Annotated in this window: 14 protein-coding genes and 1 other annotated feature; all 14 genes read right to left on the minus strand. The window is 31.1% G+C overall.

What is annotated here, in order from left to right:
* Nucleotides 1-3: 3 nt before the first annotated feature.
* Nucleotides 4-2,394: a phenylalanine--tRNA ligase subunit beta gene (pheT, locus tag B5D14_RS00210; RefSeq protein WP_078710575.1), complete on the minus strand. Its 2,391-nt coding sequence runs from the start codon at nucleotides 2,392-2,394 to the stop codon at nucleotides 4-6.
* A gap of 17 nt (nucleotides 2,395-2,411) precedes the next feature.
* Entirely contained in the window at nucleotides 2,412-3,446 is a 1,035-nt protein-coding gene (gene pheS, locus B5D14_RS00215; protein WP_078710576.1) for a phenylalanine--tRNA ligase subunit alpha, read from the minus strand.
* Nucleotides 3,447-3,483: 37 nt separating this feature from the next.
* Nucleotides 3,484-3,691 (minus strand) — a binding site (T-box leader).
* Nucleotides 3,692-3,764: 73 nt separating this feature from the next.
* On the minus strand, nucleotides 3,765-6,338 hold the full coding sequence (locus B5D14_RS00220; protein ID WP_078710577.1) for a hypothetical protein: 2,574 nt from the start codon (nucleotides 6,336-6,338) through the stop codon (nucleotides 3,765-3,767).
* A 43-nt stretch (nucleotides 6,339-6,381) separates the two neighbouring features.
* Nucleotides 6,382-6,732 carry a hypothetical protein gene (locus tag B5D14_RS00225; RefSeq protein WP_078710578.1) on the minus strand — a complete coding sequence of 117 codons (351 nt, stop codon included), beginning with the start codon at nucleotides 6,730-6,732 and terminating at the stop codon, nucleotides 6,382-6,384.
* A complete protein-coding gene (locus tag B5D14_RS00230) occupies nucleotides 6,729-7,511 on the minus strand; it encodes a hypothetical protein (RefSeq protein WP_078710579.1) in 783 nt (260 codons plus the stop codon). The genes B5D14_RS00225 and B5D14_RS00230 overlap by 4 nt, the downstream gene beginning before the upstream one ends.
* 9 nt (nucleotides 7,512-7,520) lie before the next feature.
* A complete protein-coding gene (locus tag B5D14_RS00235; protein ID WP_143254356.1) occupies nucleotides 7,521-8,315 on the minus strand; it encodes a hypothetical protein in 795 nt (264 codons plus the stop codon).
* Nucleotides 8,316-8,380: 65 nt separating this feature from the next.
* Entirely contained in the window at nucleotides 8,381-9,412 is a 1,032-nt protein-coding gene (locus B5D14_RS00240) for a CpaF/VirB11 family protein (RefSeq protein ID WP_159443664.1), read from the minus strand.
* Nucleotides 9,405-10,208 carry an RcpC/CpaB family pilus assembly protein gene (locus tag B5D14_RS00245; protein WP_078710582.1) on the minus strand — a complete coding sequence of 268 codons (804 nt, stop codon included), beginning with the start codon at nucleotides 10,206-10,208 and terminating at the stop codon, nucleotides 9,405-9,407. The genes B5D14_RS00240 and B5D14_RS00245 overlap by 8 nt, the downstream gene beginning before the upstream one ends.
* Nucleotides 10,205-10,606, minus strand: coding sequence for a DUF5411 family protein (locus B5D14_RS00250; RefSeq protein WP_078710583.1), 402 nt, complete (start codon nucleotides 10,604-10,606; stop codon nucleotides 10,205-10,207). The genes B5D14_RS00245 and B5D14_RS00250 overlap by 4 nt, the downstream gene beginning before the upstream one ends.
* Nucleotides 10,607-10,616: 10 nt before the next feature.
* Nucleotides 10,617-10,766 carry a hypothetical protein gene (locus B5D14_RS12100; protein WP_159443665.1) on the minus strand — a complete coding sequence of 50 codons (150 nt, stop codon included), beginning with the start codon at nucleotides 10,764-10,766 and terminating at the stop codon, nucleotides 10,617-10,619.
* Nucleotides 10,767-10,865: 99 nt separating this feature from the next.
* The gene (locus B5D14_RS00255) at nucleotides 10,866-12,131 is read right to left on the minus strand and encodes an MFS transporter (protein WP_078710584.1); all 1,266 of its coding nucleotides are present in this window, start codon (nucleotides 12,129-12,131) and stop codon (nucleotides 10,866-10,868) included.
* Nucleotides 12,132-12,273: 142 nt separating this feature from the next.
* Nucleotides 12,274-12,597: a TfoX/Sxy family protein gene (locus B5D14_RS00260; protein ID WP_078710585.1), complete on the minus strand. Its 324-nt coding sequence runs from the start codon at nucleotides 12,595-12,597 to the stop codon at nucleotides 12,274-12,276.
* Nucleotides 12,598-12,861, minus strand: coding sequence for a DUF3795 domain-containing protein (locus B5D14_RS00265; RefSeq protein ID WP_078710586.1), 264 nt, complete (start codon nucleotides 12,859-12,861; stop codon nucleotides 12,598-12,600).
* Nucleotides 12,862-12,915: 54 nt separating this feature from the next.
* Nucleotides 12,916-13,812, minus strand: coding sequence for a helix-turn-helix transcriptional regulator (locus B5D14_RS00270; protein WP_078710587.1), 897 nt, complete (start codon nucleotides 13,810-13,812; stop codon nucleotides 12,916-12,918).
* Between the last annotated feature and the right edge of the window lies 1 nt (nucleotide 13,813).

Here is a 13,813-nt window from a genome sequence, read left to right on the forward strand (position 1 = left end):
TTTCTATCCTCTAAGTTTAGCGTTAAGTTTACTTTCAAGTTCACTTAATATTTCTTGATGCAATGGAACTACTTCATCATCTGTTAATGTATGATCAGTAGCTTGATAAACAATGTTCAATGCAATTGACTTGCATCCTTTTTCAACGTGTTCACCTTGATAAACATCAAATACTTCAGTTGATTGAATTAATCGTTTACCAACTTTTTTAATAATATCTAAAATAGATTGTGCTGTTGTATCAACAGTTACAACTAACGCAATATCACGCGATACTGATGGATAACGATCTAATGGTACAAAACGTACTTTTGTTCCTTTCGCATTTACTAACAAATCAAAATTAAGTTCTGCGTAAACACAAGGTGCTACATCCATCGCTTTAGCATAAGTTGGATGAACTTCACCGATAATACCAATTAAATCATTTTGAAGATAAACTTCAGCACTACGATATGGATGGAAGTGAATTGTATCTAATGTATTTTCCTTAATTACAATACGCTCTGATGCAAATCCTAATTTAGCCAACCATGACATGACAATACCCTTTAATGTAAAGAAGTCACTCTTGATATCTACTTTTTGAAGTCTATTTTCTTGTAAAGAATCTGATAATAAGATTCCAACTCTTTCTTGGACTTTATCTTTTTCATAAACATTTGATATTTCAAACAAGTTTACATTATCTGCCTTTCTTGCTTGATTATATGCTAGACATTCTAACATTGAAGGCATCATACTATTTCGAATGTATTTGCGGTCTTCACTCATTGGGGAAGCCAATTGAATATGTTGGCCAAAAGGTAAAACTGCATCATTCATGTACTGCTCTTTTACAAGCGTATAAGTTATAACTTCACGCATTCCAAGACCCGTAAACACTTGTTTAGTTTCTCTTCTTAATGCTTGGCGATGAGTTAGTTTACCAGCTGTTGCTTCCATTTTTGGTAATGTTTTATTTAAACTATCGAATCCAATTAAACGAATGATTTCTTCATCAATATCTTCTCTAATAAAGATATCAGTACGATAACTTGGAATTGTACATGTAAATGAAGTTCCATTTACTACTGGATTGAAATCCAATGCTTTTAAGACTTCAGTTACCTCATCCATTTTAAATGTAGTACCTAATAATTCATTACAATGTTCCAATGTTTCTGTTACTTGAATAGGACTATAATTTACACATCCTGCTTCAACTGTTTCTTCAAGTTCACTTGCATCTGCATATTCAATTAATAATTGAACAGCACGATCCACCGCTTTATTTTGAGCTAGTGGTTCTAATCCTTTAATATAACGAGATGCTGCTTCTGTCATTAATCCTAAACGTTTTGCAGTATTACGAATAGAAACATGGTTGAAATGTGCTGCCTCAATGATAATACCTGTTGTAGTTTCATCAATCTTACTATCATCACCACCCATAATACCTGCAATACCAGTAGCTTTTCCACCAGTTGTGATTAATAAATCACCTTTTTGTACTTCATACTCAATGCCATCCAATGCAGTTAATTTCATATCAACATCATCAATAACAGTTATTTCTTTATGTGGCATTTTAGCTAAGTCATAAAAGTGTAATGGTTGTCCTGTTTCTAACATAACATAGTTTGAAATATCAACTACATTATTGATTGCACGAATACCTGCAGCATGCAAATAGTCTTGCATCCATTTTGGTGATTCTTTTACAATAACTTTCCCAACAATTTTTCCTAAGAAATGTGGACATTTCTCAGATTTTGAAATTATTTTTAATGTTGTTGGATTTCCAATCTTAGATGCTCCTTCATAACTTGGAAGTTTAGCTTCTCTTCTTAATACTGCTCCTACTTCTTTTGCAACACTCCACATTGCCATGCAATCTGCACGATTTGGTGTTTGCGATGCATCTAATACAACATCATCATAACCAAGATATTTTAATACCTCTGTATTTCCTACAGGTGCATCATTTGGAAGAATTTCAATTCCGTTAATTTGTGCTTCTGTTAAATACTTCTCATTAACACCTAGTTCTCTTAAACTACATAGCATTCCATTAGATTCTTGTCCTCTAACTTTTGCAGCTTTAATTGTAATTGCAGGTAATTCTGCACCTACTTTTGCAACAATAACTTTTATTCCTGAAGTGCAATTTGGAGCACCACAGACAATTTGTGTTGGACCTTCTCCGTATTCAACCATACATACATTTAAGTGATCTGAATCGGGATGTGGAACACAACTCAGCACTTCACCAATGACAAGATTTGTCCCCTTTGCAACTGGTTCAACACCTTCAATTTCTAAACCTGCAGTCGTTAGTGCATTCGCAAGTTCATTTGCGCTTACTCCATCCAGGGAGATATATTCTTTTAACCAATTAATACTTACTTTCATTTTCTTTTCCTCCCTTATTAATCAAAACGGTTGAACGTTTTTAAGAAACGAACATCGTTAATATAGAAATTACGAATATCATCAATGCCATACTTTAACATTGCAATACGTTCAATCCCTGCACCAAATGCAAAGCCACTACATTTTTTACTATCAAATCCAGCCATTTCAAGTACATTTGGATGCACCATGCCAGCACCAAGAATTTCAATCCACCCAGTACCTTTACATACTGAACATCCTTTACCACCACAAATATGACAAGTAACATCAACTTCAACTGAAGGTTCAGTGAATTGGAAATAAGAAGGTCTAAAACGTATTTCTCTTCCTTCTCCAAACATTCTATCAGCCATGAATTTTAGTGTTCCTTTTAAATCCGCAAGTGTAATTCCTTCACCAACCACAAGTCCTTCAACTTGAGTAAATTGATGAGAGTGAGTCGCATCGTCATCATCTCTACGATACACTTTCCCTGGGCAAATAACTTTAATAGGCATTTTGCCCTGTGCTTTTTCAAGTTCTCTTGTTTGAATAGCTGTAGTATGTGTACGAAGCAATTCTTCAGCATTGATAAAGAATGTATCTTGCATATCGCGAGCAGGATGATCTGCAGGAATATTAGCACGTTCAAAATTGTATAAATCCAATTCAACTTCAGGTCCCTCAGAAACGTCATATCCCATACCAACAAATAAATCTTCAATTTCTTGAGAAATAACTGATAGTGGGTGTAATGTACCTAACACTGGTTCATATCCTGGTAATGTAATATCTATTTTTTCTTTTTCTAGCTTGCTAGCCATAGCACTTACTTCTAGAATTTGTTGCTTATCCTCAATTGCTTTTGCAATTGCTTGTTTACAAACATTCACTTCTTGCCCAAATGCTGGCTTTTCTTCTGGACTCAAATCCTTCATTAATGTCATTAATTCTTGAACTGGTCCTTTTTTCCCTAAATAAGTAACTTTTGCTTGTTGTAATTCATCCATCGTTGTACAAGCTTCAATCTTTTGTAATGCTTCTTGTTGCACAAGTTGTACTTTTTCCATACTGTTTTCTCCTTTACAATAAAAAAATCGCTCCTGTAACAGGAACGATTGAATCGCGGTACCATCCTGATTTACCTCAAACAAAAAATTGAGATACACCTTAATCCTTGATAACGGGAACCCCCGGAGATGATTAGTCTCACTATAAAGGTGAATTCATAAGTCTTGTTGCAAGTGAATTTCACCAATCATCACTCTCTCTACGCAATTCGCATCTTATTACTAATCCTTTAGTACGCTTTAATAACTGTAATTATATCAATAACCAAATTTTTTGCAATGCTTTTTAAAAATATGATTAACTTTACCTATTAATTTCTACTTGAATTGTTGGATAGGATTTTCTAAATTTAAGTCCTTAAACCAACTCGTTTTCCCTGCCCATTTTGTTGACATTTCATTTTTAAATGGATCTTTTGGATCTGCAAAGTGAATTCTAAAATCGTCATAATAATAATGTGATAACTCATAGTTACCAATTAATTTCCAAGAGAATTGATTGTGACCATAATTTAATCCATTCATCGAAAATTCATAGGTTTTAAGTTCACTTCTTGGGTTGGTATACCATTTCATTTTTCCATCTATTCGCTCAATAGTACTCTCTTCATATACCAAACCATCGCGTTTATCCACAAAAACCCATGGTAAATTTAACATCACTTCATTTCTAGTAAGTGGAACTCGAATCGTACCATTTAATTTATATTTTCCAATAAATGGTAAAGCTCCTTCATTGAATATACCAAATGATTCTCCACTTTCTAGTGATGGATCTAAAACACCATTTTCTTGCATGATACCACTTTTACATTGAAATTCTTCAATTACTCTACACTCATTTTGATATTGTGTGCGGACATTTATTTTTATTCCTTTTCCTGTAAAAACTTTATGTTGATCTTGTTCTAGCTCCACAATTAAATTTTCTTTGTAGAACTTCTCCATTTTATTTTGATCAATAGCACTTGCGACTACTCCTTCAAATTCTAGTAGTGAATCATTACTCTCCCGATATTCATAGCTCTTTTCAAAAACAGTTAATTCTATTTCTTGTTTGTCTAACTGAAATCTCAACTTCGTTTCTTTCTTTTTATTGGGAGTGAAATTGGTTTGGATTTCATTCTTATCTTGATTCAATGTTAGAGACATTACTTTTAAGTTATCATCATAGATGAAAAGTTCTTTTGGTTTTTCTTTACAACCACTGCATTCAACTATCATGTGAATTGGTGTTGCCTTATCAATTGAATAACTAGGCACGATTATATGATTTATATTTGCTTGATTGTTTGTAATTGAAATTACTTCTGACATGATATCATTTCTATTTCCAACTCGATCTTCAACTACGGTGCGAATGATGTAATTACCATTTTGCATAAATGCTATTGTTTCTTCATCACTACTTAACCAATCACTTTCCTGAATGTAAGTCTCTCCACCATCACTTGATATTTCATATTTCCATCTTAATACGCCCGAATGCAAATCATGAGGTTTAATTGTAACATCAACATTTGAGTCTGAATGATATTGAATATGGTAATCAGCGTTGGGTTTATCTTGATCAATCATAAAGGCATTGGAAATTACTTCACCACTATTACCAAACAAATCAAATAATTTCACTTTGATTCGCCATTTCCCTGTTTTATTAAATTCAAATTCTTGTATTTCTTCTTTGCCTTTTCTAATAAATTTTACTTCATTGTTGTAATCATTTATTAAATAATATTTAACATAATCAATCACTCTTAATTCTAGTGGTATAACATCATTATATTCAATAACCTTTACATCCATCACATTTACTCTGGGATTTGTGCTATGTCCATAATGCTTATAACATGGCTTAATTGCCATACCCAATACATTATTACACCAGCCAATATCATTTGAAGATGACCAAGCATAGTCTGCTTGTATAGAACTAGCCCAATACATTGGTATTGCAATATATTGAATGCCCTTTGTTTTATCAGTCATTATATATTCAAATTCCGTTTCTTTATTTGCCAGCGATGCATATTCTAGATAAGGCTTATCTCCTGTGATTTTCCAACCTTGTATTTGTTTTGCATTTTCCCCAATATCACGAATATGAAATGGTTCTTCATAAGCCGAATTATTCTTTCCTCTTCCCCAATCATAATAGAATGATTGAGAATTTTGAATGGGTACATAATTACTAACTAATGAAGCGGATGGAGTAAAGATTGTATTTGCTTCTTTTACCCAATTTCCTGTACCATTTCTATTAAAATTTCCTCTTCCCAAGCATGCATTTACTTTTTTAGTTTCTGCATTTTCAATGACATCTTGTGTCCATTCAACTGTTTCATTAATCTGATACTCTAAAACTTGAAAAAAAGATAAAATATATTCATTATCATCACCTTCAAAAAGAATTACAAGATCACTCATTTCTTTCATCTCAAAATCGAGTGTGACATAATCATTTTCGCTTGTGGTAAATATAGGATTTCCTTTTACTACCATTACACCATTATTTACAAACTCTGGATAAGCATTTGCATAAATGTATTTATTAACTGATCTTTTTGTTTTATTATCATTTGCTTCAATCTTGAATACTACTTTACCAATTCTAATCGGTTTACCAAATGCAATACTGAAATAGTTTGGATTCTTTTTTGTTCCATCTGAAATCTTTTTATAACTAGCGGTACCATTAAATATACTGGAGTCTACACTTTTGGGTTCTGAATGGGTCCCAAATATATTTTGACTAAAAGAAACAGACTTTGAATTGATATTCATTGCTTGATTTTCATCAAAATTAGTATCAAAGAAATCAAAATAGGATACCCACTCTTTTCTAGCATAGTATGTTATTTCTGTACATTCTTCTGAATTTGCATAACTCATAAAAAATCCACTCAATAAAACAATCAAAATTATGATTCTTTTTTTAATAAATTACCCTCCTTGTTACTTTCTTAACACTCAGTTCAAATGGAATATTTAATATTGAAATCCATGTTTCCTTTGAACATTTAACATTGTAAGTGTAGAACTTATTCATTTCTTCTTTACTAAAAGTGCACATCAATTTAGGATGTTTGTTTAACGTATCTTGTATTATTTCTTCCGCTTCATTGTGATTACTAATTCCTTCATGAACTTCAATTACCTCCGTAATATAAGAAGCAACTGAATTTATCTCTCGATACAACATTGCGATACCAAGCAGTTGAGGAATTAGAAATAAAAATAAGGCAAAGGTTATAATTATCCCATACATTTGTATTGATGCCTTCATGATAAAAACTCTCCAAAACTAATTCCTGAAAAGGATGCGATAAGTACAATCCCTACCCATAAAAAACTAATCCACGGTATTAATGCCTGTTTATCTAAAATCTTATTAAAATAATCTTTTCTTGCGTTAAAAACTCTCTCATTTGTTATCTTTGCCAAAGACATAACCATTTTCTCTTTACTCGTTGATGCATTAGAAATATTAAATAAAGTCTTTACTACTCTATTTAAATCCTTAACTTGTTTAAATTTATTATTGAACTCCAAGTAAGGAATCAATCCTTTTTTATGTCCAATATGAATATCTGAAACTAAGATTTCTAAATCTTTTTTAAATAACCTGGGAGCGACATCAATTGATTTATTTAAAGCGACTGGGACTGAATTATTCTGTATAAGGATACATAGATTGTTTAGATAATAAGGAAATCTTTCATCTGCTTCTAATAACTTTTTCTCATATTTTTTCTTTATTAAATAATATTGTAGTTTATAGAAAAGAATTCCTAAAATAAAATAGAATATCAAATAATTAATACTAATATCTTTATTTAAAACTAAACAAATAATAAAAGTTGCACCAATACTTTTTTTAATTCTTTTATGTATCACTTTTTTAATATTATCTTCTCCAAGATGCTCTAAAATAAACTTAAAGTCCTTTTCAACGAAAAAATCAAAGAAATTTTCCATATGATGAGTAGCATTTCTATTCCTAAAGAACCAAAGATAAATCATATATGTATAAAATAGTAAAAACAAAAGTAAAAAGTTATTCATAAAACCCCCTTATTCTAGTACCAATGTATTTGTACACCAGTTCTCATAAATAATAATTGTAATTAAGTTCAATATGTAATATAGAGTTAAAACTGCTTGCATCACACTATTTTGATTATTGGATTGTAAAGTTATAAAGTTAGTAAGACTATATACACCAAATGCATTTAATCCAAGTATTAAGTAGAAAAGATAATTATTTGATCTTCTCTTGTTTATGTATTCATTAAACGCTATCTCGTAATTTTCTATGTTTGTATATAAATAATCAATCAGATTTTGATTTACGATACCATCAATCAACTTATGCTTTAGTATGATATGTGCATTAATCACGATTGAATAAGTGTATTTATTTTCTAGAGATTCTAATCCAGTCAGAACATCTGTTGTTTTTAGGATGTATTGATTTACTTCTTTCAAATCTCTTCTAAGAAAGTTGTTATTGCTTTCCTCACATTCTCTTAGTATGTCCACCACTGTCTTATCTTCACGCAAATACATTAGAATGGATTGTGTGTAGATAAAAATAGAAGTTATTAGATTTATCTTAAATAATTGTCTCTTTTTTTGATATACAACAAATGGTATGGCAACTAGATAAAGCAATGTTATCAACAAAGTTATCCTTAAGCTCTTTGTTGTGGAATAACACAATAACCCTAGCGTTATAAATAATAAACTGGAATGTTTCATGTAATTGGATAAAGAGTAATTCATATTGAATTCATTTAGTTTTTTATTTATTCCACTATATGTATAGCTGTTTAAGCTTTCAACGAACTGTTTTTTTATTGTTTTCACTTCTTTGTTCTCTTTAAAACTATTGTTTAAAAGAAAGAGTAAGATAAAATAAAGACATAGTAGTATCATCTTAACTCCTCAATGCACTTCATGATTTGAGTCATTAATCCATTGGATAATTGATTGATTAGTCTTCCGTTTGAATAGATTTCAATTAAATGACATTCATCATTTGAAGCATCATAATAAAATTCATGTATTGATTTTACAGTTCTTTTTATACCCACTTTTGTTTCAATTTTTTCCATATGTACAACTAAGTCAAATAGTGCATAAATCCTTTTCTTCAATGAATCATAATTCTCATTTTCATCACGAATCATTTGTCTAATTCGTGAGGGTACATTTTCTGCTGATTTAGCATGCATTGTTGTCATGACAGTGTGTCCTGTTGATATTGCATCAATCAAATCCCTTACTTCTTCACCTCTAGCTTCTTGTAATAAAATACGTTGAACATTAAGTCGCAATGCCATGGATATGATTGTTGAATAGGTGTAGTTCTTTCTTATTCTAAAAGCTGTACAAGATAGTTCAGGAGCTATTGACTTAACATTAAACTCCATCGAATCCTCAATTGTTACAATTACTTCATTTTTTGGAATATAGGGAATTAAAAACTTTAATAATTCTGTCTTTCCAGACCCAGTTTCACCAATAAATAATAAATTAGCTCTTCCTTTAACTGCATAAATTAATACATCCAGTGCTTTTTTGCTTATTGTTTTATCTTGTATTAATCGATCATAAGTTAGAAATTGTTTTTTTCTTACCTTTCGAATCACAAGAGTTGTGCCTTCTTGAGACAAATAAGAATGTACACATCCCACTCGATAATCTAACTTATCTTTTTGAATATCACCTTCCAAACTCGGATTAGCGGGATTAAATTCTTTTTGCATTTTGTTTGCGATTTGATTCGCAATTCTTTCCACTTCAGATTCACTAATGAACATCTGTGATTTATAGTGTCCCTTATCATTTGATGTTATCCAAATTTCATTTCCATTCTTGCAGGCAACATCCGTTATATCTTCTTGTTCAAGTAAATTTTGAAGTAAACCAAAATCGATTTCATTGAAGTTTCCATCACTCATTTTGTTCTTCCTCATTCATTGATATTAAAGTTACATCAAGTGAATTACCAAGAATAATATTTCTGATCTTGTAATAGTCATAGTAATCTGTTGCCTCACTTTGACTAATGTTGTCATATGAAATTACAGGGGTGACACTTCCCATCGCTTTTGCTACACCAACTAGATGAGCATCTTCTTTAGATAACGCAACAACCAATACATTTGATTCTAGCTCAGTATCACTTTCAATCGAATTTCCCTCTTTATCTTTAACTGCAATAACTCTTGCATTCTTTACAATTTCACCATGAACAATTGCTTGATTTGCAGCGCCTTGATTCATATTGACTTTACCTAAAAAATACAAATCAATTAAATGACCTACCAAAATGGAATTCGCATAGGATGTTTTCATATCGACATCAATTGATATCGCTACCTCGCCTTCTTGTAAGAAGAATAGGTTTGCATCATTCATATTTTCTTTGTCTGCTATTAAATCATGATAAAACAATGAGTTCTGTGCAATTGACTGATATGGCTTTACATACTTTCCAATAATGTCTTCTTTATCTAGTGAAACATTTTCTAAGGTAATGCATTTTGGTACTTCAATATATTTGATATCCTCTTCCATTACAATTGTTCTAGACCCCATTGACTTTGCTGCTACAGGTACTAACACCAGATCACTTATTTCATTGATAGCGCTTTGGTAAGAAGCCATACACAAGACACCTACGACGATAGTTAAAAGTAGTGTAATCGTTGTTTTATGCTTATATAGAGTATTTTTGTTGCTCTTAAATTTCATGAAGTACTCCTTTCTTCAATTAAAACGAGGTTGGTATAGTCAAGTTCCAATTCATCCTCCATCATATTCAAAGATGAATAACCTCGAATTCGAATCGCAATTGCAGGTGGAGTTTCATGAATACCAACAAAATCGATTACATAATGATATTTATCGTTTTTATTTTCTTCGAATTTTTTCATCCAACTACGCATTGTTTCTTCACTAGAAATCGAATAATCACCATTGACAAATAACTCACCTAGATTTAAATTATCCTGAATTACAGATAACTGCGTTGTTCTTGTACTCTCAAAAATGTCATCTTCTAAGAAAATACGTTGGTTAAAATTCATTAATAGAAATAAAGCAATACTACCTGTTATGATAATTCCATATATTTTGATTACTCCACCCATTGCTTATCACTTAATCTCCTATTTCTGCTATTTTATCTAGTTGTGCTGTAATGTTTTCATTTATTTTACCGATAAATCCATTCTTTAGATTTAAAATGAGAGCACCAATTAAAACAATAGATAATATAAATCCTCCATATTCTTGTAATATTTCTTTCATATTTACCTTCCCTTCTAGATTTCTCATTTATTAATATGTTTATTTTTTTATTTCACCTAAAAAAATATCCTCTACATTTTTTGTAGAAGATATCTTTTACTATTCTAATGATTTTAAATCTCTTTCAGTTACCATTTTATTGTAGTATTTTTTTGTACATATCGTAAATAATGCTAGTATTGCTAAACACCCTGATATGATAAATATCATTTGTGTTGATAAATACAATACCAATACACTAGTAATAAAAGCAGATACTGGCATCGCCGCCATAGAAACAGCCATCGTGATTGAATTAACACGTCCTAAATATTCACGTTTTATTTTTTGCATCACAGTTACGCCTATATATGTGTTAATTAATCCAATTTCAACACCAGCAACGGTTCCCGATACTGCCACCAAAACATATTTCATCCATTCAACATTAATAAACTGACCAATAAGTACAGGTGCCATATACATAATAATTAGTGATATACCTGCCTGTTTTACAAATTGAGGACCATTTAAATATTTATTCGCAAGTGGAAACATGAGCGAACCAAAGATACCTCCAAATGCAAAACTAGCACCAATTACTGATAACATAACTTCATTTGATTTTAATACTTCACTAACAAGTGGAGCTTGTAAGGAATTGAAGGGAGATGTTAATCCATTTAAAAATAATGCCAAGATAATAAAATAGATAATAATTGAATGACTCTTTACAAACTTAAACCCATCCTTCAATTGTGTTAGGTAAGACTCTTCTTTTTCTACTTTATTATCCAGTGGTTTCAATTTAACAAAAGCAATGATGAAAGCACATAGAAAGAAAGTAACCATATCAATAAATACTGCACTCACAACACCAAATAAACCTATGATTAATCCTGAACTTGCTAATCCAATTAGTTCAACTGTACTTCCTAATCCTTGACTTAATGAAACACCATATTCATAATCTTCAGAATCGATTAGTTGGGGTATCATTGTTGCAGCTGCAGGCAATCTAAATGCTTCTGCTGATGAAATGATTAATGTCGCAATCAACAAATGCCATTCATTGAGCCAACCTCCTAAAACACCTAAAGCGATGAATAACACACAGAATCCTCGAAAGCAATCTGTTATGATTAATATTGCCTTTTTGTTAAATCGATCAGCGAGAACCCCAACAAAGGGTTGAAGGAAGATTGTCGGCAAACGATTAACCCCAAATATTAACGCTGACCAAAATGCATTTCCCGTTATTGCATAGACAATCCATGTAAATGCGATACTATCCAATGAATCTCCAAATCGATTAATAATATTCGCTACCATATAAGCAACAAAGGATTTTTCTTTGAATATTTTTTTATAACCCTTTTTTTCCATAATATTCAGCTCCTTTTATACTCTGTATCATACGGTAGTAAGTCAGTTACTTCTAGCATTTCTACTTTGAATGACGCAACTTCTAGTTTCATGTGCTCATTCTATCAATAAATAATGACTAAATAAAGAAAAAAGCGATTGATTACTTCGCTTTCTTTACTTTCGGTTTTGGAATTGGAGTTATTGGTTCAATTAAATCTATGATTTCTTTACTAAAGTCTCCATTATCAATATTTAATATGTAATGTTCCTTGGCACCTTGATAAGGATTTCCACAAGTTGCATCTGACATTAACTTTTCAATACATTCCAGTTTCTTTACATAAACAGTATTATCACAAACAAGCAAAACTGGTTTATTATTTACGTAAACCATATACTCACCAAACATTTTCTTGTATCGAATATCACCTGTACCTTTTATTTGATCACAGACATATTCAATAAAATCAACTGATGTTGCCATTTACTTTACCTCACACCACTTTCTACATGTCTCTATTCTTTGTCCATTATCGCCTTGTTTTTCATCATAAGCAAAATCATTTAATCGTTTACATGGAAATTGATCACACTTTCCACAATTTTCTAATCCTTTATCCTCACAACAACTCTTCACAGGGCACTTATCTGCCCAAAATGGTTTTGCAATTTTAGTACATCCTGGACAATTAACCTTTACCTTGAATTCACATTTGCTGCACTGTATACCACATCTAGACTCTATCATTTTTCTTCCTCCATGCACATATCATACTTGAGGTTTATTGACATCCGTATGTCATCATTCATATTTTTTTGACATTTTCGTTATCATTTTTTGAATCTTATTACGTACTTCTACTGGTTCAATTAGCTCCGCATTTTCACCAAAACCAAGTACCCAGGATATCAAGTAATCATCATTAGTAAAGGGAAATTCAAATCGAAGCTTATCTCCTTGTATTTGAAAAGAGTCGATTCCATACTCATCAATTAAGCGATACTTAACACTTGCATCAAATAAAATTACTGATTTAATTTCATCTGTATAAAATTGATTAAAATCTAAATCTTCTTTTGGAAAATTGACTATCTCAAAATATTCCTCAATTGATTTAAGGTTTAAAATTCGATTTAGTTTATAAAGTTTAAAGTGTTCCGTATTTTTCTCACATCCATACACATACCAACTTGACCATTGATAAACGATTAAATATGGATTTAAAACTACTTCCATTTCTTTTGCTTTGGAATAATAGCTAAATTCAACAGATTGATTTTGTTCAATACATTGTTGAAGTAACTCAATTTTAGGAGCAAGTGTATCTTTATAAAATGAGGATAGATTCACTACTATATGATGATTTATAAATGTTGTATTCTTACTTTTAAACTTATCGATTATCATTTCAATTTTGTTATCAAGCGTAACACTACTTAATCCTAATAAACCCGCAAAAATCACTTGCAATTCAGATTCATTAAAAAATGTTTTATCTATCTTATAACCTTCATCCATCATGATGCCACCATCAGTACCTGTACTTGTAACAATTGGTACACCTGCTAAACACAAATCTGTAATATCACGATAAATTGTACGTTTTGATACATTAAATCTTTCAGCTAAGGTAGTTGCGGTAACTTTTTTATTTTGTAATAAAATGAGTAGCATTGCTATAAGTCGTTCAATTTTCATT

Source organism: Anaerorhabdus furcosa, from assembly GCF_900167375.1.
GTDB classification, from domain to species: Bacteria; Bacillota_I; Bacilli_A; order Erysipelotrichales; family Erysipelotrichaceae; genus Anaerorhabdus; species Anaerorhabdus furcosa.

Coding starts and splice junctions, on each gene's coding strand:
- pheT (WP_078710575.1), bottom strand. CDS start 2,394: ATGAAAGTAAGTATTAATTGGTTAAAAGAATATATCTCCCTGGATGGA.
- pheS (WP_078710576.1), bottom strand. CDS start 3,446: ATGGAAAAAGTACAACTTGTGCAACAAGAAGCATTACAAAAGATTGAA.
- B5D14_RS00220 (WP_078710577.1), bottom strand. CDS start 6,338: ATGAGTTATGCAAATTCAGAAGAATGTACAGAAATAACATACTATGCT.
- B5D14_RS00225 (WP_078710578.1), bottom strand. CDS start 6,732: ATGAAGGCATCAATACAAATGTATGGGATAATTATAACCTTTGCCTTA.
- B5D14_RS00230 (WP_078710579.1), bottom strand. CDS start 7,511: ATGAATAACTTTTTACTTTTGTTTTTACTATTTTATACATATATGATT.
- B5D14_RS00240 (WP_159443664.1), bottom strand. CDS start 9,412: ATGAGTGATGGAAACTTCAATGAAATCGATTTTGGTTTACTTCAAAAT.
- B5D14_RS00245 (WP_078710582.1), bottom strand. CDS start 10,208: ATGAAATTTAAGAGCAACAAAAATACTCTATATAAGCATAAAACAACG.
- B5D14_RS00250 (WP_078710583.1), bottom strand. CDS start 10,606: ATGGGTGGAGTAATCAAAATATATGGAATTATCATAACAGGTAGTATT.
- B5D14_RS12100 (WP_159443665.1), bottom strand. CDS start 10,766: ATGAAAGAAATATTACAAGAATATGGAGGATTTATATTATCTATTGTT.
- B5D14_RS00255 (WP_078710584.1), bottom strand. CDS start 12,131: ATGGAAAAAAAGGGTTATAAAAAAATATTCAAAGAAAAATCCTTTGTT.
- B5D14_RS00260 (WP_078710585.1), bottom strand. CDS start 12,597: ATGGCAACATCAGTTGATTTTATTGAATATGTCTGTGATCAAATAAAA.
- B5D14_RS00265 (WP_078710586.1), bottom strand. CDS start 12,861: ATGATAGAGTCTAGATGTGGTATACAGTGCAGCAAATGTGAATTCAAG.
- B5D14_RS00270 (WP_078710587.1), bottom strand. CDS start 13,812: ATGAAAATTGAACGACTTATAGCAATGCTACTCATTTTATTACAAAAT.